Here is a 19,807-nt window from a genome sequence, read left to right as displayed (position 1 = left end):
AAGAAAGCTCCGCTCAGCCGTTTTCCCTGTTGCACGCCGCATGCTCGACCATGGCCTGCGCGACAGGAGCGCTGCCGAAGTGCAAATGGATGTAGGACGCCAGCGTGTTGCCGAGCGCAAAGCCCTCGGCCGCATCGGACGGCCCCTTGCGGGTGCGCACCGAATACAGGGCGTCCACACGTTCGGATTCTGTCGGATCGCCCTCCATGGACGAATAATGAAATTCATGGCCGCGCACCACGGTTCCCGCCGGGCCGAGCAGGCAATCCCCGCCGACTTCGATTTCCCGGTACCCCAGTGCGCGAAAACGCTCGCCCATGCGGGCGCGCACCGGGAAAACGCCGCACATGGTGAACCGCCCGCGGTCCTCGCTGACAATGTCTTCCATGAGATACATGAACCCGCCGCATTCGGCATAGACGGGCCGCCCTGACTGGTGAAAGGCGAGCACCTGTTTGCGCATGCGCGCGTTCTGGGCCAGTTCGAAGGCGTAGAGTTCCGGGTAGCCCCCGCCCAGATACAGCGCGTCCAGATCGTCGGGCAGATTCTTGTCGTGCAGGGGGGAAAAAAACACCAGCTCAGCCCCGCTCTGGCGCAGCAGGCGCAGGTTTTCCTCGTAATAAAAACAAAAGGCCTCGTCACGCGCCACGCCCATGCGCACGCGCACCGGTTCGGGCTCGGGGTCATCCGGCGGCACGATCGCACGAGGTGCGACAGCATCCAGCAACTCCTGCGGATTCACCGCACCTTCGACCCAGTCGGCCAGCCGGTCGTACACATCCGCCTCCCCGGAGTCGTCGTCCGGCATGTGCAGGCCCAGATGCCGCGACGGCAGGGCAATATCCGCATTGCGGGGCAGGCAGCCGAGAACCGGTACATGGGGCAAGGCGCTCATGGCGTCGCGCAAGAGTTCCGCATGGTTGGGGCTGCCCACGCGGTTGAAGATCACCCCGGCAAAACGCACGTCTGGATCGAAATGCACATATCCGCCCACAAGCGCGGCGGCCGAACGGGCCATGGAACGGGCGTCAACCACCAGCACCACGGGCAGGTCCAGTTGCCGTGCCATCTGGGCGCTGCTTCCGGCGTCGCAAGTTCCGGAAAAGCCGTCGTGCAGCCCCATGACACCCTCGGCCACGGCCACGTCCGCCCCATAGGCATGGCGTGCAAAAATATCGGCATTGGTCCGGGGCGGAAGCATCCAGCCGTCCAGATTGTGGCTGGCGCGGCCCGAGGCTATGGCGTGATGGCCCGGATCGATGAAATCCGGCCCGCACTTGAAAGGCTGGACAACAAGACCGAGACGCGCAAGGGACCGCATGAGTCCCAGGGAAACGGAAGTCTTGCCGCAGCCGCTGTGCGTTCCGGCGATGAGACAGGCCCGGGTCATGTGCATCTGCGCCCCGCAGGGATTATATGAGTTTCTTTTTTTTCAGGAAGGCCAGAACCTTGCGGGCCTCGGCATGCTCCGGATTCAGCCGCAGGCAGCGGGCCAGGGCCTTTTTCACCGCGTCCATGTCCTTGCGTTCCAATTCGGCGCGCGCAAGGTTGTAATACAGGTTTTCGTCGTCGGTGGTCAGTTCCAGCGCTCGGTTGTAGAAATCCACGGACTCGGCGATCATTCCGGCCTTGCGCAGGCGCATGCCGTACTCATTGAACAAATGCTTGTGCTCGTTGCCAAAGGCCGCATCAATTCCGAGCACGCGCTCAAAGACCTCGCGCGCCTTTTCCTCCTCGCCACGGGCCATGTAGCAGATGCCCACGCCGAAGTTGGCGCGAACATTCTGCTCATCAAGGGAAAGCGCCTTGTTGTATTCGTATTCCGCGGTGAATGTTTCGCCCCGCTTGCGGAACTTGTCGCCCCGGGCCACGGCTTTCTGGATTTCGCGCAACTTGGCCATGACCTGCTTGTATCGTTTGGGCACCGGCAGGTACTCCGACAGCAACCTGTCCTTGGAAATGTCTTCGGTCGGGCCAAACGGCACATTGTCCGCGTTCAGGGGCTGAATCCTGACCAATCCGCCCGGTTGCTGCTTGGCATAAAAATGCACCTGCTGCTTGACGCGCCGGGCCGTTGTCCCGGTCCCGATCTTCATGGTCTTTTCAATGGCGAAAACGCCCTCAATATCCTTTTCGGCATCCGTGTCGTTCAAGGTCATCAAGATGAATCCCTATACTTGCAGGTAAAACGTGAATGGAACTCGGCAATGATATACCGGAAGGCCGCGAAAGCAAAGCCGCGCGGCCCGGAAAATCCTGCACGGTCAGTCGGCCCGAAGCACTCCGCGTTGGTCGTGCCCATCCCGCAATGGCGCTTCAGGCGGCGTGTCAAAAAACTCCCGGAACGGCAGCAACATGGGGTCAATGGGGTCCGCAGGATATCCGCAGGATCTTTTGGACATGATCGTCTCCTGTCGTGCTACAGGGGATGCAGGCGGGGCCCGCCGTCATGGTCAGGCCGGAAGGCAGGTTTTCGTGCCAGCCTCCAGCATGGCCTCAACTTCTTCGGCAAACATGGGTTGATAGAATAAATAACCCTGCACATAGTGGCAACCCGCCTGTTCAAGAAAATCAAGCTGCCCCTGCGTTTCCACGCCTTCGGCCACCACCTTGAGGTCCATGCTGGCCCCGAGGCTGAATATGGTGGAGACAATGGCCCGGCTGTCGCGGTCTTCCTGAACCTGCGAAACAAACGTCCTGTCCACCTTGACCACGTCGATGGGGAATTTCTGCAGATAGGAAAGGGACGAATACCCGGTGCCGAAATCGTCGATACAGATGTTGACCCCGCAGCGCTTGAGCTGGGTCAGCAATTCCTCGGCCATGACCGGATAGTCCACCAGCGCGCTTTCCGTCAGTTCGATGTTCAGGCTGGACGGTTCCATGCCCGAACTTTCGATCAACTCCTCCATCTGGCGCAGGAGCTGGGTACGCCCGAAATGCTTGCCGGATATGTTCACGTTCAAGGTCAGGGGAGGCGTATCCTCGTCTCCGAACCGGCTCTGCCATTGCTTGACCTGATTGCAGGCCTGTCTGATCACCTGATAGTCCACGGGATAGATCAAGCCGGTGTCCTCGGCCAGGGGCACGAACTCCCCGGGGCTCACAAGCCCCCGTTCGGGATGTCGCCAGCGCACCAGTGCCTCGAACCCGGTGATACGACGCGACGGCAAATGCACGATGGGCTGATAGGCCACGGTCAGTTCGTTGTGATCCAGGGCCCGGCGCAGGTCGTTCTCCATTTCCATGAGCAGCAACACATGGTCGTGCATCTTGCGGTTGAAAACCTTGAAACGCGACTTGCCCTGCTCCTTGGCCCGATACATGGCCGTATCCGCGTCGCGCAGCAGCTGCTCCGGGCGATCGTATTCCTGCGTGTGCAGGACAATGCCGATGCTGGCCGAGGTGAAGACCTCATGACCGCGGAGATTGAACGGCTTGCGGATTCCGGCCAGAATGCGTTTGGCCACGCGGGTCACGTCCCGTGGCGCCTCAACATCTTCCAGCAGGATGGCGAACTCGTCGCCCCCGAACCGGGCCACGGTGTCCACGGAACGGGCACAGCTCTTGAGCACGTCCGCAACAGCGCGAAGCAGTTCGTCGCCCATGTCGTGCCCGAGGCTGTCATTGATGACCTTGAAACGATCAAGATCGAGATAGAGCACGGCAAAACGGCCCTTGTTCCGTTTGCCGCGCTTCATGGCCATGTGCAGATGATCATGGAAAAGGGCACGGTTCGGCAGCTTGGTAAGCGGATCATGAAACGCCTGCCGCTTGAGCTGGGCTTCGGCCTTCTTGCGCAGGGTCACGTCTTCCACGGACCCTTCGAAATAAATGGGAACACCCTCATCATCGTTCACGCGACGGGCACTTTCGGAAATCCAGATGATCTTGCCGTCCCTGCGCCGCACCTGAGACTCGAAATCCTTGACCTCGCCCTTTCGCAACAGGGTTTCCATGAACGAGCCGCGCTCGCCGGCGTCCAAATACAGTTGCGTTCTGCAGTCATACACGGAACTCATGAGTTCTTCGGGCGTGGCGTAGCCGAAAAGACGTGCCAGAGATGGGTTGGCGCTGATGTACCGGCCGCTCGGCGTCATCTGGTAGATGCCCTCCACCGCGTTCTCGAAAATTGTGCGGTACTTGCTTTCCGCCTTGCGCAGGGCTTCGCCGATGACCCGGCGCTCGGCCACCTCGATCTTCAGCTGCACGTTTGTCCGGGTCAGTTCCTCGGTCCTCTCCTCGACCTTCTGCTCCAGTTCGTCCTTGGCTTCGCGAAGTTGCAGGGTCTTGTCGTAAACCCGTTCCTCCAGCGTAAGCACGAAATCGGAGATCTCGTTGGCCATGGACTGCATGGCCCGGCCCAGCTCGCCTATTTCGTCATTGGAAACAACGGCAATGTCATGGGAGAAATCGTGGTCGGCAACCCGCCGCGCATAATCTGCCAGCACAGCCAAGGGTCTGGAGAGATTGAGAAAAAAGAAATATCCTGCAACCACACAAACAAGGAAGAGCACAAAAATAAGCCCCACCTGCTGGGCCATTGCGATCTTGATCTGTTCCCGGATGGGAGAAAGGTCCATGCCCACGTGCACGGATCCCTGCGTCCCATTATCAATGGGCCGCACAACGTGGAGCATCTCACGCCCGTCCACGACTATGTGCCGGAACCCGTTGCCACCGGCCAGCATGTCGTGCATCTGGGTGCTGACCATGGGCGGCACCCCGCTGCCAAAGGAATGAGCCAGCACACGGCCGTCCCTGTCGGCAACCACAACATAGGACACACCGCGTATCTGGCAATAGTCCCCGATGCGCTCCCTCAGGGAAGATATGTCGGCATCCGTCATGGCCCCAAGCCCGGACTCGGCAATGCTCACGGCCAGAGCTTCGGCCTTTTCCCGGTACTGGGCCCGCATCTCGCGGTCCAGCGACCGGCTCGACGTGTAGGCGATGACCGCGCACATGACAGCAAAGGCCACGGTCATGAACAAAAATGGTTTGTGAAACAGGCGGGGGATTCTCTTCATGCACAGCTCCGTGACGGGCCGCGCACCAAAGCGCACCGGATGGCATCCCGCCCCAGATCAGGGCACGATACAATCACGTCACCGAGGCAACGCCCAACGCGCCTCGACAGAAAGTGCTGAAAAACCATATGGAAAACTCTCCCCAAACATGCCCGGCAGATTTAGAAAATCCATATCCGATAGCCATTGAACACAGTGCCACTCCTGAGCCCAAAAAGCAAACGGCCACACAGGCGGAAAGCATGGCCGCGGCTATTTTTTCCCCGTGGCCCAACGGATTTGACGGCATATGCCCATCAGCAGGTTGAATTCATTACGCTTGAGATTGATCCGGGACATGAAGCGACGCACAGGAAGCATCCAATACTCGGTATTGGTATCGCGCAGGTAGTCGATATCCAGCAACACTTCGCGCATATTTTCAAAAAGGACTTCCTGCTCCTCCACCGTGGTCAGGCGTTCTTCGGGCGGACCGGCCGGGGTAAAGGGCTTGTCCAGCGACCGCTTGAAACATTCGTAAAGAATCACAAGCACGGCCTGCGAAAGATTGAGCGAGGAGTTTTCCCAATTGGTGGGTATGGTCACCAGCCCGGTGCAGAGCTTGGTCTCGTCGTTGGTCAGCCCCCTGTCCTCCGGGCCGAACAGCACGGCCACCCTGCCGCCGTCGCGCATCTTTTCGTTTGCCGCCCCGGCCAGGGTTGCCGGACTCATGATGCCCTTGCGCCAGCCGCCGGTGCGAGCCGTGGTACCGTACACGGCATTGAAATCACGGACAGCCTCCTCCAGCGTGTCCACGATGCGTGCATGCTCCAGCAGATGCCGCGCATGAGCCGTTGCCAGGGGCAGGGCCTTGTCCATGTCGAAATTCTGCGGCGCCACCAGAATAATGTTTTCACAGCCCATGTTCAGGCAGGCGCGGGCCACCGAACCTATGTTTTCCGGGTACTTGGGACGAAACAGGATCACGGCCATATTGTCGAGCATGCGACTTCCTCTCGGGTCATCGTTGAAGCGTGAATGCAGGGATGAGTGAATGCGGAAGAAACGGCTTTAGCACATGGCCGGGCGATGTCAATTGCAGGGCTGTTGCGACAGGGACTCCATTTGATGCCACTCCTGCACCAATCGATCGAAGGCGCCGCTGTCGTGCAGTTTCTTCAAACCGCGATTGAACACTTGGAGAATGGTCCGTGACCGTGGCAGGCCGCGAGGAACAATCAGATGCAGGGCGCGATTGTTGATCAGCAACCGGGGATGATGCGTCACAAGATTGGCCAGACCGGGAGGGAAATCCGCCCTGAGCAGATAATAACCGATCTCCACATTGATCGGGAAAATATCAATGCGGCCCGACAGCAACTTGTTCATGTTCATGCGGTCAGTCTGGGCCACGTCCACGTCCAGCTCCCCGTTTTCAAGCATCCTGTCGAACTTATTACCGTAAGAATACCCGAGGGATACGCCTATCTTAACCCCACGCAGGTCCTCATAGCAATTCCAATCAAATGGCCTGTCCCTGCGGTGAAAAAACGCCTGGCAACTGAAGTAGACCGGATCGCTGAACAGAAAATCATGCTCGCGCTCCGAATTGCGCAGCCAGATCACGGAACCGTCCCACTCCCCGGAACGCGCCAGTTCCAACGAGCGCAACCACGGAAAAAAGCCATACTCCACCACAACGCCTTCTTCGGCAAAGGCGCTGGACACAAGGAGAGACACCAACCCAAAATGAGCCATATTTTCGGAGAGATAGGGAGGCCATTCTCCGCTGGTCAGGCGCACGCGCCCCACACCGGCCGCCGGACATGGGCGCCCGGGCGCAAGCAGCATGCACCCGATAAGTGCGAACAATACGAAAAAACCTCTCTTCATTCATTCAATATAGACGAAATCCATCGTCGTGAAATTATTATTTCGACCAGCGTGCCGCAAATTCCTGCAGCTTGCGCGGTCATCACAGAAGCCACCCTGTTCCCGACCCCGAAAACCGCCTTTCCACCGGGCGCACCGAAAACACAAGCATGGATATGATCGTGCCAACGCCCGGCGAAACCGCCATGAACCGGCAGTGAACAGCTTGTGGTTTGTGATGTTTCGGGTACGATGAAATCATCCGTATTTTTGAAACCATAAACGGCAATCGGACAACAAGGGGGGGGGGCGTGAGCAGGGGAAAAGGCATTCTGTTCATGGCAGCCGGGGTGGCGGCGACAGGCGGCCTGCTGTTCGGCTTTGACACCGGCGTCATTTCCGGGGCGATCCTGCAGATCGTACGCGAATTTCATTTTTCGCCCGTACAGGAGGAGGTGGTCATTGGTGCGGTGCTGGCGGGCTGCATCCTGGGCGCGGCCTCCGGCGGACTGCTTGCGGACCGATTCGGACGCAAGGCGGTCATCATGGGCACGGCCCTTGTTTTCGGTCTGGGAACGCTCATGTGCGTTGCCGCCGGATCAATGCACATGCTCATTGTCGGCCGGCTGGTGGTCGGGCTGGGGATAGGCACTGCCTCCTTTGCCGTACCGTTGTATCTCTCCGAGATTTCCCCGCCCGACAAACGCGGGGCCCTTGTCAGCCTCAACCAGCTCATGATCACCATCGGCATCGTGGTCTCCTACTGTGTGGACGGGATATTTTCCGGGCAGGCCCACGGGTGGCGCTGGATGTTTCTGGCCGGCCTGTTTCCTGCCCTCGTACTGGGAACGGGCATGCTCTTCCTGCCCTGCTCGCCACGCTGGCTGGCCGCCAGGGGACACGCCAACAAGGCAAAAGACGCCCTGAAGCGGCTGGGACAGGAAAGCTCCCTTGTGCATGAAGATGAAGCCGAGCAGAACACAGGTTCCTTGCGGGAGCTGATGTCCCCGCGGCTCAGGCCCGTGATGCTGGTCGGCATCGGCATCATGTTCGTGCAGCAGTTCACCGGCATCAACACGGTCATCTACTACGCCCCGACCATCTTCAAGAAGGCCGGATTCGCTTCGGATGCGGCGGCCATCTGGGCCACAGTGGGCGTGGGCATGGTCAACGTGCTCATGACCATCGCGGCCGTAAGGCTTCTGGATCGCATCGGCCGCAAACCCCTGTTGTCCGCCGGGCTGTTTTTCATGACTCTGGCCCTGCTGTCCCTGGCCGGGGCCTTCAGATTCCAACACCTGCTCGCGGGCTCCATGAAGTGGGTGGCCGTGGGAGCCCTTGTCGTCTATATCGCGGCCTTTGCCGTGAGCCTCGGCCCCATCGGGTGGCTGTTGATTTCGGAAATCTATCCGCTGAACGTCCGGGGGACTGCCATGAGCATCGCCACCCTGTCCAACTGGGGCTTCAACTGCATCGTGGCCATGACATTCTTGAGTCTGGTGGAGGCTGTCCAGCCGTGGGGAGCGTTCGCGCTCTACGCCGGGATCGGCGCGGCGGGATGGTTCTTCTGTCGCTTCTTTGTGCCTGAAACCAAGGGCATTTCCCTGGAAAATATCGAGGCGGACCTGTGGGCAGGCAGGCCTGTAGTAAAACTGGGCACAACCAGCGGGTGATGACCGCCACCCCACCGCGGCAGGGCTGACCAAAGCCGCCCGTTCAACCCGGAGAAAGCCAACAACGATTTGCGGCAACAAAACCGTCGGGCCTTTGTGGGCAAACGAAAAGGCCCTGCCGAAGCAGGGCCTTTTTGTATGCGGTTCCACGAAGAACCCGCCTATTTGTCAGCCTTGTCTTCCTTTGTGGAATCGGCCTTTTTCTTGGCAGGCTTTTCGGACTTTTCCGCGGTGTCCTTGGCAGCGGCTTCCTTGGCGGGAGCAGCTTCCTTGGCAGCAGCGGCTTTTTTCTTCTTGGGCTTGGGCGGCTCCCCCTGCATGGTCAGCATCTGGGGTTGCGTTGCCGGGCCCCGGTGCACGTCGTGGAAGTGCAGGCACTTGGTGGGACAGGTGTCCACACAGATGCCGCAGTAAACGCAGGCAAAGGGATCGCATTCCCACAGCCCGGTTTTCTTGTCCACGGTGATGCACACCGACGGGCACTTGCGGGCACATGTGCCGCAGAAGATGCAGTCGTCGATGTTGTTGTACAGCTCGCCGCGATAGTTTTCGAACGGCGCGCGCTTCACGAACGGATATTTCCTCGTGGCCGGTTTGTTGACCAGGTTTTTCAAGATGGTCGGGGTGAACGTAAACATATGCCGTCCTCCCTAGCGTTCCGTGCAGCTGATGCACGGGTCGATGGACAGAATGATGACGGGAACGTCGGCCAGCTCGCATTCCGGCAACATGGCCAGCAGCGGCGGAATGTTCGCAAACGTCGGCGTACGGATGCGCAGCCTGTCCAGATTCTTGGTTCCGTTACCCTTGATATAGTAGAGGCATTCGCCGCGCGGCTGTTCCACGCGCATGACTTCCTCGCCCTCGGGGTTGCCCTTGACCTTCACGGCAATGTCGCCCTGCGGCAGGTCGGCAATGGCCTGACGCACCAGCCGGATGGACTGGTAGACTTCCTGGAAACGGACCCAGGAACGGGAGAAGCTGTCACCGTCCGGATGGACCACGGGCTCGAAGTCCAGGTGCTTGTAGGCACCGTAGCCGAGCATGCGCATGTCCGAGGCAACGCCCGACCCGCGCAGGGTGGGTCCGGCCGCGCCAAGCTCCAGGGCCTGGTCGTACGTCATGACGCCCTTGCCCACGGTGCGGGACTTGACCGTGTAGTCGTTGAGGATGGTGTTTTCCATCTCCTTGAGCTCTTTTTCCATGATATCCATCTCGTCGAGGATCCAGCGGAGCTGCTCGTCGGAGAGGTCGGCGCGCACGCCGCCCACCACGTTGACCGAAACGATCACGCGGTTGCCCGCGGTTGCTTCGTTGATGTCCATGACGCGCTCGCGCACTTTCCAGAACTGCATGAACAGGGACTCGAAGCCGAACGCATCGGCAAAGAGACCGAGCCAGAGCAGGTGGGAATGCATGCGGTGCAGCTCGGACCAGATCACGCGAAGATATTCGGAGCGCGAGGTAACCTCGATGCCCATCATCTTTTCGATGGTCTGGCAGTAGCAGGTGGCGTGGATCATGGAGCAGATGCCGCATACGCGTTCGCACACGTTGATCATCTGATGGTAATCACGGATGGAGGCCAGCATTTCAAGGCCGCGGTGCACGTAGCCCAGAGCCGGGACCGCCTCCTTGACGATCTCGTCCTCCACCACCAGCTTGACATGAATCGGCTCCGGCAAAACCGGATGCTGGGGGCCGAAAGGTATTACTGTTCTCTTGGACATGACCGCTCCTTATTTCCTTTCCGCTACCTTGCACTTGTTCACGAGGGGCACGCAGGTGACCGTCGAGTCCTGAAGCAGGGTCCGGTTGTAGTCGAGCACAAGGCCGTCAAACTTGAGTCCGGCAAGCTCCTGCAACTCGTTTTCCGCCAGCATGGCGCAGAAATACACGCCGGAAACGCTGGGAATGGCCTCGCCTTCCTTGATGGGAAGACGCAGGTGCTTGAGATCCAGGTCCTTGTCAAAGTGGTACAGGATGTCCATGTACCCGTCCTTCACCGGAGCGCTGGACATGGTCACGAACCTGTAGCCCTCGTTCTTCATCCGCATGACTTCACTGATCACGCTTTCGGATGTGACTGGGGTTGCATCTATCACGTCGATATCCTCGATGCGGGTCTAGCCCGCTTGCTTTTGCTGGAAGAGGTTCAGGGCCTCGACAACGCCATCAATGATGGCCTCGGGGCGAGCCGGACAGCCCGGAACGTACACGTCCACGGGAATGACCTTGTCCACGCCGCCGACCACGTTGTAGCAATCGCGGAAGATGCCGCCGGTGAGTCCGCATGCGCCGATGGCGATGACGGCCTTGGGGCTGGGCATCTGTTCGTAGATGTTCTTGAGCACGGCCTTGTTGCGATGGTTCACGCAACCGGTGACGAGCAGAACGTCCGCATGCTTGGGGTTGCCCACGTTGATGATGCCGAACCGCTCCACGTCGTAAAGCGGTGTCAGGCAGGCCAGAGTCTCGATATCGCAGCCGTTGCAGCTTCCGCAGTCAAAATGCATGATCCACGGAGATTTGGCGCGAGATTTATCTATGAATCCCTTGAACATGGCTTACCTCGCATAGAGCCAAATGAAGTTGATGAACGACAGCGCAAGGCCGATACTCCAGACATACTTGAGCATCCAACGCCAGGTCATACGGGCCATGGTGTTGTCGATGAGTATTTCGGCAAAGTAGACGCACACCAGCAACAGCAGCATCCAGTACCAGCTCGTGGCCCAGAACAGTGCGGTCACGCCGAGGATGAGAACAGTCTCATACCAGTGGGCCACTTCGATGAGGGCAAGGAAGGGACCCGAGTATTCGGTCAGCACGCCCTTGACCAGCTCCTGATGCCCGTGATGGGAGGTGGAGAAGTCGAACGGCGATTTGCGCAGCTTGATGGTCAGCGCGTAGCTGAGCACGATGAACATGAGCGGAAGCTTGACGATCAGCGGGCTCTCGTAGGCGAGAATGTCCGAGACGTTGAAGCTGCCCACCACGAGGTACATGGCCACGAACACCAGAATGAGCATGGGTTCGTAGGTCAATACCTGAATGAGTTCACGCTGTGCGCCCACCTGACTGTAAGGGCTGCGCGCGGAAAGCGCGCCCATGACCAGGAAGACGGCTCCGGCGGCCTGCACGAAGAAGATGATCAGCAGGTCGGCCTGGGCAAAGAACAGCCCCACGGACATGGCCGCGGCGATGAGATAGACCCAGGCGCACAGGATCTGCCAGCGGTTGACCACCAGCTTTTCCTTGCCGAAGAGCTTGGCCGCGTCATAGATGGCCTGCATAACGGGCGGACCCTGCCGGGACTGCATCCAGGCGGTGACGCGACGGTCGAGACCGGCCAGCAGGCCGCCCGCGACCGGGGCGAGAATAACAGCGATTATTGCGAGAATGAGACCTTCCATTACAGCGCCCCTCCCATCATCAGAACGATCAAACCGATGGCCGCGATGTTGATCCACAGCGTGAGCCTACCTTCCGCGAAGAATTCGCCGAGGTAGTAGTTGCTGGCGGCATACGGCACGGCCGTATCCATGGGACCGTTGAACGCGCCTTCATCCTCTCCGGAAACGTCTGCGCCGGCCACATACGGCGTGACCATGCGGACGTCGCGGGAACGCATGGCGCGATTGAGCGCAAACAGCGAACCGACGCCGACCAGCAGGAACACCGGATAGATGGCGAAGCCGCCCGTTGCCGTGGCAATGATGCCGCCTTCAACGGTCATTGCGGCGGTGCTCATGAGCGGAGCCAGCAGTTCGGAGTAGATGATCGGAGCAAGGAAGGCGAAGACCATGGCGCCGAGGCACAAAAGCACCAGCGGCAGCTTGATGAACACCGGCTGACGCTCCATGGGACCGCCGATCTTGTGGCCGCCCATCATCAGGCCGGCCCAGCGCGCCCAGTACACGACTGTCAGGGCACTGGCCAGAGCCATCATGACAACCACGAACAGGTGGCCGGAAGCAGCCTCGATGGCCATCCACTTACAGAGCAGCACGCCGAACGGCGGCAGCAGCATGGTCAGGATGCCCACAATGGCGATGCCCGCGGTACGGGGCATGGTCTTGAACAGTTCACGCATGTCTTCGATATCGCGGGAGCCGATCTTCTGTTCGATGGTACCGACACAGAGGAACAGCAGCGACTTGGAGACCGCGTGGAAGATGATCAGCAAAATGGCGGCGCTGATGGCCAGCGGGGTATTCAGACCCGCGCAGGCGATGATCAGGCCGAGGTTGCTGATGGTGGAATAGGCAAGAATCTTCTTGCCGTTGCTCTGGCCAATGGCCAGGGCTGCACAGGCAAGGAAGGTGAACGCGCCGCACAGGGCGATGCCGTCACTGACGAACGTGCCCTGGAACATGGGCGCGAAACGCAGCACGATGTACACACCGGCCTTGACCATGGTGGACGAATGCAGCAGAGCGGAAACCGGCGTGGGAGCAACCATGGCGCCCAGCAGCCAGCTCTGGAACGGAAGCTGCGCGGCCTTGACGAAACCGGCAAGGCACAAAAAGCCGACAGCCACCAGCAGTGCGCCGGAAGCGGGACCCGCAGCCAGCATGACCGATATGTCCAGCGTGCCGGTCTGGGCGTATGCCCACACCATGCCCACCAAAAAGGCCAGCCCGCCGAGGCTGTTCATCCACAAGGCCCGGGTGGCGTTCTTCACGGCGATCTCCGTGCCGTCATGCCCGATGAGCATGAAGGAACAGAAGGTGGTCACCTCGAAGAAGAAGTACAGCCACAGGATGTTGTTTGCCAGAACCAAGCCGTTCATGGCGCCCAGGAACAGGACCAGATACAGGAAGAACTGCGGCTGGCGACTTTTCTTGAGCTTGAGATGCTCTTCGTGCTCCTTCATGTAGGGAAGGCCGAAGATGCAGATGAGAGAGCCGACGATGGAAATGACGAGCACCATGATAATGGACAGGTTGTCCGCCGCAAGGGCGGGGCCGCCTGCACCGTGCTCGACCATGAACATCTCGAAGAACGCCAGAAGGACGATCTGCGCGACAGTAAAAAGTTTGATGAGAAGGTTCTGGAGCTTGAAACCGAAGTAAAGCACCACGAAGAGCAGTGCGAAGTCCAGAACGGTGACAATGCCACCCCAGCCTATTCCGAGAAAGGAACCGGGCTGATAGGTGAAGGGTCCCTGTTGCAAAAGACCCAGCGACGCGGCAGCCAGTACCGCGCCCGTCACCGTGACAATGGCGGTGCGCAGGGAATTCGACCTGAGATAATAACAGGCGATTCCAGCTGCCACCGGTAACACGATGAGAAGCAATAGCAGGTTAGACATGAACACCCCTTTTGATTGGTTGCCTGCCTTGCGAAGAGGAAAGCTGCACCCCCGTACAACTGTAACCCCTCTAAACCGCAAACCTTTACCGAGGTAACCGCGGTTATTATGAAAAAAAAACCATTAGGTCAATAGTTTCTTTTTTCACAAGCGGGTAAACATGGTGTTTTTTTATGCAATTAGGCCGAATAATCATATTTACGTCGGCGCTGATTGATCAATCAACATAATTCTCGACGCCCGCCGAAAGCGAACATCATGATTTACGCATGCATCATGACGGCGTTACAGCAAAAAATTGCATAGAAAAGACGAATTACATCTTTTCCATCTGCACGGTATGGATTGTTGCAATAGTATGGATAGAAATCAGAAATATCCGAGACTGGAAAGCTGGGCCATGTGCGCTTCCTTGGCAGCGGCACGGCCGGAGCGCTCTCCACCTTGCCCGCGCGTGGTGCAGGGCATGCATCCCAGCGAGCGGTATCCGTGGTCGTAAAGCGGGCAATGCGCCAGACCGAACCGGGCGTGAAAGGCCCAGATGTCGGTTTCGGTCCAGTCCAACAGTGGGTTGCAGACCATGTGCGCGGGCCAGCCCGAAAGAGTATCCCGCTGTTCGAGCGAGGAACGCCCGGCCCTGTCCGGATGTTCGTCGTGCCGGATGCCGGTGATGAGCACACGGGTTTCGGTCTCACCAATGGCCCTCTTCAAAGGCTCGATCTTCAGTTCGCGGCAGCAGGAAACCGGGTCTCTGGCCAGCGGATAGCCGGAAAGGGACACTCCGGGCCGGGCCACGAACAGGTCAACGCCCCACTCTCGGGTCATGGCGTCCCGAAAAGCCAGGACCTCGGGGAACTTGCAGCCCGTGTCCAAAGAAATGGCGCGGGGCGCGCCCTTTCCTGCATGCGCCAGCACGGCCTTCCAGATGAACAGGGCCGTTGTGGAATCCTTGCCCCCGGTCCAGGCCACGCGGACCGCATTCGGGTCGTGGCTTTCCAGCAGGGAAAGCAGCAGGGTCTCGGACGCTTCCAGCTTGTGTTCCAACGTTTGCATGGCCCCATTTTGCCCGGGCATGGGAACCATTGCAAGCCCACGCCCCGGGGTGTATCATATATGATCAAGGAGAAACCATGCTGGAAACCATCAAGACGCTTGTACAATCCAAGAACATATGCGTGCTGGCCACCTGCAGCGGCGACCTGCCGCACACCTCGCTCATGGCCTACACCGCGGCCCCGGACGCGCAGACGTTCTGGCTGCTCTCGGGCATGGGCACGCGCAAAATGCGCAACCTGCGCGCCAACCCGCAGGCCAGCCTGCTCATGGACACCCGGGAACAACACCTGCCCGACCATCGGGACAAGGCCATGGCCCTGACTGTTTCCGCAACCTACCTGCCCCCGCGAGACCGCGAGGAACTCATGGCCCTGAAGGAGCAGTTCGCAAAGGCCCTGCCCCACATGAAGGAATTTGCCGATCGCGGCGACACCACGGTCATCACCCTGAAAGCGAAAAGTTTCCTGTTGCTGGCCGGGCTGGATCAGCAACACTTCATAGACCTTGGGTAAAATATGTTGCAAAACAGAAAAAAAGTGCTTGACGACAGAACGAGCAAAGCATAAAAACACCCTTCGTTGCGCGCCCGTAGCTCAGCTGGATAGAGTGCCGGACTACGAATCCGTAGGTCAGAGGTTCGAATCCTCTCGGGCGCGCCACCACGAAATCACAAAGGGTTTCCAACTCCATGGCGGAAACCCTTTTTTCATGATCTTACATTGGCGCGGGGTGGAGCAGTTCGGTAGCTCGTCGGGCTCATAACCCGAAGGTCGCAAGTTCAAATCTTGTCCCCGCTACCAAAGAAATCAAGCCGGTTTCATCATTTTCGATGAAGCCGGTTTTTTCATTGCCGAAAAATCTATTCTCCCGTCACCCGCGAAAGCGTATGCAGTTCGCCGTCCTTCACGGTGACAATGAAATACGCCCGGTGCACGTCGCCGGCATCATTGATGGAAAACGGCCCCATGGATCCCGGCAGGTCGCGGACCCGAGCCAATTCCCGGGCGAGTCCGGCCGGCTTGCCGGCTGTGCGTTCAAGCGCGTCCGCCAGGGCCATGATCGCATCATAGGAAAACGCCGCAGCAAAATGCGGCTTTGCTTCAAAACGGCGGCGAAACGCGTCCTTGAAGGCGACAAATTCCGGCATCCGGCTGTTTTCATCATAGCTCATGGAGCTGATAACTCCTTCCACGGCCGAACCGCCCGCACGCACCAAACCCTTGGTATACGCCCACGGAGTGATTAAAATCGGTAGCTTATAACCGTTCTGCCTGAGCCTTCCCGCAACCGAAGCCGTATCCATTGCCGAAGCAGCCACCAACAGGGCTCCGGGCTTTTCCTGAGCCACGCGCTCCACCACGGCCTGCTGCCACCCTGCAGAGTGCGAATAGAATTGGATCTCTGAAGAAGCTTCTCCTCCAAGCTGCGCATATCGATTGGAAAAAGCATTGCAGAACGTGGAGGTGTAACCCCTGTTGTCGCCGTCCACCACCATCAGCACGGAGGGGCGATCCATCTTTTTGGCCACAAATCCCGCCAGGGCGGCAGCCCACTCTTCATTGGACGGCATCACACGGAAAAAGTTGTCTTTTTGCCTGGAAAGCAATGGTGTGGAAGTGGTGGGGGAAACAAACACCAAGGGCTTGTCCGCAAACTTCTCCACCGCGGCCAGAGACTGTGCGCTGAGATAATGCCCCACCACAGCCACCACGTCGTGATCCATCAGCGTCCGGTCCGCATCAAGCGCACCCTCCACCGTACCACTGTCGTTCAGCACTTCCAGTTCCAACGTCCGTCCGGCAACGCCACCGCGGGCATTGACCGCATCCACGGCAAGTTCGGCTCCCTTTTGTCCCTGAATCCCCAGATCGGAATACCGTCCGGACAGTGGAGCGGACAAGCCGATCCGTATGGATTCGTCATCGCCGCACCCGAAGCACGCTCCGACAACAAGAACCAGCAGAGAACAAACAACCAGATATTTTCGCCAAACAACATCGCCAGCCGCAAACATTACTACTTCCCTCACTCAACGAATCTGCCCATCACAAAAATCTTGGATTATGTGGTGATCATTGCACATATTTTCAATTTTAACCATAAATAAATCAATGCTCCTGCAACAGACATCGGGCATGACACACGAAAGAGGGTTTGCAGCCAACCGGCCACAAACCCTTTCCTGATTGCCGGGCAGCACCCCGGCCATTGGCATTACTGTTCGCCTGCGCCGCCCCCCGGAACCACCCTGCCCCGGTGGTGCGCATCCCATGTCACGGGACCGAAATGGCAGACACCGCAATTATCATCCGCACCAATCGAGCGATTGTTGCCCTGATACTGCAACGGTCCGATGTTGTCCCTGTCCGCGCCGTATTTGTTCACGGCCGGGTAGTTTGCATGCGGGCTGTTGTGACAGGCGATGCACATCATGGAACCGGTCCTGTCCGGGCTGTTGCGGTACAGCTGCCCCCCGTCTGCAGTCCAGACATTGAAAGCGGAAGCCTCGAACGCGTCGGGGGTTTCATCCGGATCCACGTGGCAGGTGCGGCAATCCGGCTCCTGCATCCACGGCAGGCGCGGGTTGATGGCATTTACGGAATCGGCCATGCGCGGCTTCAGATGAAGCATGAGCCTGTCCGCACCCGGCTTACCCTTTTCCTTTTCATGCTTGAGCAAAGACAGGGCATGGTCTTCAAGGGTGCCGTGACAGCGCACGCAGCCGATATTGGCCGAAGCGTGCAGACCGCGCAGGCACTTGGTAGGCCCGTCCGGCCTGTTGGGGTGGCAATAGGCGCAGGCCTCGGATTCTCGGCCGGACAGGAAATTGGCATGGAACCCGTGAATGGCCGCGGGCAGGTTCAGCAGTTCGGGCTGGCCCTCGGCGCCCAGCACGGGGTCGGGGTGGCAGCTCTGGCAGAGCATGGGCTTGCCGGACTGCGCGGCCTTGACCAGCTCCGTGTTGCTGAGCCTGTCGTGCGATTTGAGCACATCCCGCCCCGTGGGCTGGGATATGCCGGCCAGATCGTCCACCGCCCACGGCCCGCCGTGGCAGTTCTTGCAGCCCATTTCCGTGGACGTGGGCGCTACGGTTTTGGTCACGGCCAAGACCCTGCCGGTTTCGGCGTCACGCGCCTCCACCGTGAATATGGGGAACGGGTTGAACCCGCCGCCCTCGGGGTACGGTTCCACAGGAATCAGGCTGGCCTCGAAGCTCTTCATTTCCTTCTGCAAATGCATTTCCCCGGCAAGGCCGTTGCCGCAAAGGCCCACGTTGTCCGGAGGCTGCGCACCGAAGATGCTCTTGACGTGCTTCCAGAACAGGCATCGCTCGGCGGGCCGCTCAAAGCCCTCCTGAACGTGGTAATGCAGGGTCACGCCCTGGGTGATCACCTGTGGTGTGTCACCACGGCGGATGAGCTGGGCGTAGATGTCGTTGGCCGGGGGCAGCAACACCCATTCGGAGTAGCTGTCCGAAATGCAATGCATGCCCAGATTGTTCCAGGCCAGCAACACGTACTCGTCCGTGTCCGCGTTGAAGGGCGGAATGTCCACGGGCAAGTCCACGTCCTCGAAAACCCGATTGCCGGGCTTGCCCCCATGCAGTTCGTTGACGATGTACTCGGCAAGGGCCATGCGCTCGTCCGGCGTGCCCACGAACGGCGGCATCATGGGCGAGAGCGTGCCCATGCCGGACAGCTTGGCATCCATGCCGATGACCGGATATTTTTCGGTCAGGGGCATGATGTCGTTCATGGGGCCGCCAATGGAATGGCAACCGCTGCATTGCAGCTGGAAGAGTTTTTGCCCGGCCTCCACCCTGTGGCCGTCTTGCAGCAGGTTCGGACGCACCCATTTGGCCGTGGCCAGAAGTCCATCCCTGTCAAGGGCTTCCACCTCCGAAGGCAGTATCTGGTTGGAATACATATAGCCATGGATAACGTACGGCTTGCGCCCTGCCTCGCGCAAAAATTCAAAGGAACCGATAAAACCGAACCCCAACATGAACAGGATCAGGGACAGGGCAATCCGCGCGCCCCGCGGCAGACGAACCATCATCACGGCCCCGAGCACGAACAGGCCTGCCGCAAAAATCGGTATGAGCCGATAGAAATCGGTGATGCGTGCGGCGCGCAGCGCCAGCCGGTGCGCCGCCTCGGGCGGAAACACCGAGCAATACCACCAGCCGCTGAGCATGGCCAAAACTATGGAAACGGACACCCACAGGGCGCAGGACCGGAACACGGTCTCGCGTGCTTCCCGGTCTTCGATGCGATGGGCCGTGAGAAAACCGAACAGCCCGGCGATCATGAAGGCCATGAACGTGCGGAAGAACAGGCTCGGCCAGAACGAAGGATTGAAGAAGGCAGCCCAGAATCCACCCCCCTCAAGCCAGCCGCCGGGCGTGAGCATGAACCCGATGATGCCGTTGATGAGAAACAGCGAAAGCCATGCGGCCACAAAATATATCCAGCCCACCACCAGATGACTGGCGCGGCTCATTTTGCCGAACCTGTAATAGTAGATCAGCAGAGCCACGATCTCCACGAGGAAACAGACCCACTCCGTGGCCCAACCGAACACGAAAGTGTGGATGAGCGTGGACGTGGCCTGCGGCGCAAGCACGGAAATGGTGTACCAGATACCCACTCCGGTCATGCCGCCGAAGACCATGGTCAGCAAAAGGAAGAAGCGCGTGTGGCTCTTCACGTATGCCAGCAGCGGCTCGGAATCCCTTTTGTAGGCCATGGATTCGAACAGGGGCAGAAACAGCCCCCCGCCCACTGCAAAATGGGCCACGTACACATGGACCACGGCGATCAATGCGATGAAGAACCCGCCGCCATAGGTTGTCAGTTCCCAAAACGGATATTGCATGA

Annotated in this window: 18 protein-coding genes and 2 tRNA genes; 5 read left to right on the top strand and 15 right to left on the bottom strand. The window is 59.2% G+C overall.

The features are described from left to right. Nucleotides 1-13: 13 nt before the first annotated feature. The 6 genes from F8A88_RS01355 to F8A88_RS01335 all read right to left on the bottom strand — a co-directional run bounded on the left by F8A88_RS01355 (nt 14) and on the right by F8A88_RS01335 (nt 6,767). Nucleotides 14-1,396, bottom strand: coding sequence for a cobyrinic acid a,c-diamide synthase CobB (locus tag F8A88_RS01355; RefSeq protein ID WP_421958061.1), 1,383 nt, complete (start codon nt 1,394-1,396; stop codon nt 14-16). A 16-nt stretch (nt 1,397-1,412) separates the two neighbouring features. Then, the gene (locus tag F8A88_RS01350) at nt 1,413-2,159 is read right to left on the bottom strand and encodes a tetratricopeptide repeat protein (protein ID WP_151149136.1); all 747 of its coding nucleotides are present in this window, start codon (nt 2,157-2,159) and stop codon (nt 1,413-1,415) included. 105 nt (nt 2,160-2,264) lie between these two features. Further along, nucleotides 2,265-2,402, bottom strand: coding sequence for a hypothetical protein (locus tag F8A88_RS15715; RefSeq protein ID WP_161598298.1), 138 nt, complete (start codon nt 2,400-2,402; stop codon nt 2,265-2,267). Between the two features lie 51 nt (nt 2,403-2,453). Next, nucleotides 2,454-5,030 (bottom strand): EAL domain-containing protein, encoded by a 2,577-nt coding sequence (locus F8A88_RS01345; protein WP_151149135.1) that lies wholly within the window; start codon nt 5,028-5,030, stop codon nt 2,454-2,456. A gap of 252 nt (nt 5,031-5,282) precedes the next feature. Further along, nucleotides 5,283-6,014: an RNA methyltransferase gene (locus tag F8A88_RS01340; RefSeq protein ID WP_151149134.1), complete on the bottom strand. Its 732-nt coding sequence runs from the start codon at nt 6,012-6,014 to the stop codon at nt 5,283-5,285. Nucleotides 6,015-6,101: 87 nt separating this feature from the next. Continuing rightward, nucleotides 6,102-6,767 (bottom strand): substrate-binding periplasmic protein, encoded by a 666-nt coding sequence (locus F8A88_RS01335; protein ID WP_338325272.1) that lies wholly within the window; start codon nt 6,765-6,767, stop codon nt 6,102-6,104. Here F8A88_RS01335 and F8A88_RS15710 point away from each other — a divergent pair. Both F8A88_RS15710 and F8A88_RS01330 read left to right on the top strand, forming a co-directional pair. Beyond that, nucleotides 6,759-7,061 carry a hypothetical protein gene (locus F8A88_RS15710; protein WP_161598296.1) on the top strand — a complete coding sequence of 101 codons (303 nt, stop codon included), beginning with the start codon at nt 6,759-6,761 and terminating at the stop codon, nt 7,059-7,061. The genes F8A88_RS01335 and F8A88_RS15710 overlap by 9 nt on opposite strands. Nucleotides 7,062-7,192: 131 nt before the next feature. Further along, nucleotides 7,193-8,554: a sugar porter family MFS transporter gene (locus F8A88_RS01330; protein ID WP_206666387.1), complete on the top strand. Its 1,362-nt coding sequence runs from the start codon at nt 7,193-7,195 to the stop codon at nt 8,552-8,554. Between the two features lie 161 nt (nt 8,555-8,715). On the opposite strand, the gene F8A88_RS01325 is transcribed toward F8A88_RS01330, so the two are convergent. The 7 genes from F8A88_RS01325 to F8A88_RS01295 all read right to left on the bottom strand — a co-directional run bounded on the left by F8A88_RS01325 (nt 8,716) and on the right by F8A88_RS01295 (nt 14,924). Then, on the bottom strand, nt 8,716-9,192 hold the full coding sequence (locus F8A88_RS01325) for a 4Fe-4S binding protein (RefSeq protein ID WP_151149132.1): 477 nt from the start codon (nt 9,190-9,192) through the stop codon (nt 8,716-8,718). A gap of 12 nt (nt 9,193-9,204) precedes the next feature. Continuing rightward, the gene (locus F8A88_RS01320) at nt 9,205-10,284 is read right to left on the bottom strand and encodes a hydrogenase large subunit (protein WP_151149131.1); all 1,080 of its coding nucleotides are present in this window, start codon (nt 10,282-10,284) and stop codon (nt 9,205-9,207) included. 9 nt (nt 10,285-10,293) lie between these two features. Next, nucleotides 10,294-10,659, bottom strand: coding sequence for an NADH-quinone oxidoreductase subunit C (locus F8A88_RS01315; RefSeq protein WP_241667304.1), 366 nt, complete (start codon nt 10,657-10,659; stop codon nt 10,294-10,296). Nucleotides 10,660-10,680: 21 nt separating this feature from the next. Continuing rightward, nucleotides 10,681-11,118, bottom strand: coding sequence for an NADH-quinone oxidoreductase subunit B family protein (locus F8A88_RS01310; RefSeq protein WP_151149130.1), 438 nt, complete (start codon nt 11,116-11,118; stop codon nt 10,681-10,683). A gap of 3 nt (nt 11,119-11,121) precedes the next feature. Beyond that, on the bottom strand, nt 11,122-11,970 hold the full coding sequence (locus tag F8A88_RS01305) for a respiratory chain complex I subunit 1 family protein (RefSeq protein ID WP_151149129.1): 849 nt from the start codon (nt 11,968-11,970) through the stop codon (nt 11,122-11,124). Continuing rightward, entirely contained in the window at nt 11,970-13,871 is a 1,902-nt protein-coding gene (locus F8A88_RS01300; RefSeq protein WP_151149128.1) for an NADH-quinone oxidoreductase subunit 5 family protein, read from the bottom strand. Before F8A88_RS01300 ends, F8A88_RS01305 begins: the two co-directional genes overlap by 1 nt. A gap of 369 nt (nt 13,872-14,240) precedes the next feature. Continuing rightward, on the bottom strand, nt 14,241-14,924 hold the full coding sequence (locus tag F8A88_RS01295) for a phosphoadenosine phosphosulfate reductase family protein (protein WP_151149127.1): 684 nt from the start codon (nt 14,922-14,924) through the stop codon (nt 14,241-14,243). Between the two features lie 77 nt (nt 14,925-15,001). Between F8A88_RS01295 and F8A88_RS01290 the strand changes: the two genes are divergently transcribed. The 3 genes from F8A88_RS01290 to F8A88_RS01280 all read left to right on the top strand — a co-directional run bounded on the left by F8A88_RS01290 (nt 15,002) and on the right by F8A88_RS01280 (nt 15,727). Further along, the gene (locus F8A88_RS01290; protein ID WP_151149126.1) at nt 15,002-15,439 is read left to right on the top strand and encodes a pyridoxamine 5'-phosphate oxidase family protein; all 438 of its coding nucleotides are present in this window, start codon (nt 15,002-15,004) and stop codon (nt 15,437-15,439) included. A gap of 70 nt (nt 15,440-15,509) precedes the next feature. Beyond that, nucleotides 15,510-15,586 (top strand) — tRNA-Arg (locus F8A88_RS01285). A gap of 64 nt (nt 15,587-15,650) precedes the next feature. Then, nucleotides 15,651-15,727, top strand: a tRNA-Met gene (locus F8A88_RS01280). Nucleotides 15,728-15,786: 59 nt separating this feature from the next. Here F8A88_RS01280 and F8A88_RS01275 read toward each other — a convergent pair. After that, nucleotides 15,787-16,941 (bottom strand): ABC transporter substrate-binding protein, encoded by a 1,155-nt coding sequence (locus F8A88_RS01275; RefSeq protein ID WP_151149125.1) that lies wholly within the window; start codon nt 16,939-16,941, stop codon nt 15,787-15,789. Nucleotides 16,942-17,141: 200 nt separating this feature from the next. Then, nucleotides 17,142-19,805 (bottom strand): cytochrome ubiquinol oxidase subunit I, encoded by a 2,664-nt coding sequence (locus tag F8A88_RS01270; RefSeq protein WP_151149124.1) that lies wholly within the window; start codon nt 19,803-19,805, stop codon nt 17,142-17,144. Between the last annotated feature and the right edge of the window lie 2 nt (nt 19,806-19,807).

The sequence above is a fragment of the Pseudodesulfovibrio senegalensis genome (assembly GCF_008830225.1).
GTDB lineage: Bacteria > Desulfobacterota > Desulfovibrionia > Desulfovibrionales > Desulfovibrionaceae > Pseudodesulfovibrio > Pseudodesulfovibrio senegalensis.
The sequence above is the reverse complement of the archived record's forward strand: the minus strand, read 5'-3'. Positions and strand labels throughout refer to the sequence as shown.

Excerpts from the sequence above, each read along its gene's own strand:
- F8A88_RS01355 (WP_421958061.1), bottom strand. The coding sequence starts at position 1,396 with ATGCACATGACCCGGGCCTGTCTCATCGCCGGAACGCACAGCGGCTGC.
- F8A88_RS01350 (WP_151149136.1), bottom strand. The coding sequence starts at position 2,159 with ATGACCTTGAACGACACGGATGCCGAAAAGGATATTGAGGGCGTTTTC.
- F8A88_RS15715 (WP_161598298.1), bottom strand. The coding sequence starts at position 2,402 with ATGTCCAAAAGATCCTGCGGATATCCTGCGGACCCCATTGACCCCATG.
- F8A88_RS01345 (WP_151149135.1), bottom strand. The coding sequence starts at position 5,030 with ATGAAGAGAATCCCCCGCCTGTTTCACAAACCATTTTTGTTCATGACC.
- F8A88_RS01340 (WP_151149134.1), bottom strand. The coding sequence starts at position 6,014 with ATGCTCGACAATATGGCCGTGATCCTGTTTCGTCCCAAGTACCCGGAA.
- F8A88_RS15710 (WP_161598296.1), top strand. The coding sequence starts at position 6,759 with ATGAGCCATATTTTCGGAGAGATAGGGAGGCCATTCTCCGCTGGTCAG.
- F8A88_RS01335 (WP_338325272.1), bottom strand. The coding sequence starts at position 6,767 with ATGGCTCATTTTGGGTTGGTGTCTCTCCTTGTGTCCAGCGCCTTTGCC.
- F8A88_RS01325 (WP_151149132.1), bottom strand. The coding sequence starts at position 9,192 with ATGTTTACGTTCACCCCGACCATCTTGAAAAACCTGGTCAACAAACCG.
- F8A88_RS01320 (WP_151149131.1), bottom strand. The coding sequence starts at position 10,284 with ATGTCCAAGAGAACAGTAATACCTTTCGGCCCCCAGCATCCGGTTTTG.
- F8A88_RS01310 (WP_151149130.1), bottom strand. The coding sequence starts at position 11,118 with ATGTTCAAGGGATTCATAGATAAATCTCGCGCCAAATCTCCGTGGATC.
- F8A88_RS01305 (WP_151149129.1), bottom strand. The coding sequence starts at position 11,970 with ATGGAAGGTCTCATTCTCGCAATAATCGCTGTTATTCTCGCCCCGGTC.
- F8A88_RS01300 (WP_151149128.1), bottom strand. The coding sequence starts at position 13,871 with ATGTCTAACCTGCTATTGCTTCTCATCGTGTTACCGGTGGCAGCTGGA.
- F8A88_RS01295 (WP_151149127.1), bottom strand. The coding sequence starts at position 14,924 with ATGCAAACGTTGGAACACAAGCTGGAAGCGTCCGAGACCCTGCTGCTT.
- F8A88_RS01290 (WP_151149126.1), top strand. The coding sequence starts at position 15,002 with ATGCTGGAAACCATCAAGACGCTTGTACAATCCAAGAACATATGCGTG.
- F8A88_RS01275 (WP_151149125.1), bottom strand. The coding sequence starts at position 16,941 with ATGTTTGCGGCTGGCGATGTTGTTTGGCGAAAATATCTGGTTGTTTGT.
- F8A88_RS01270 (WP_151149124.1), bottom strand. The coding sequence starts at position 19,805 with ATGCAATATCCGTTTTGGGAACTGACAACCTATGGCGGCGGGTTCTTC.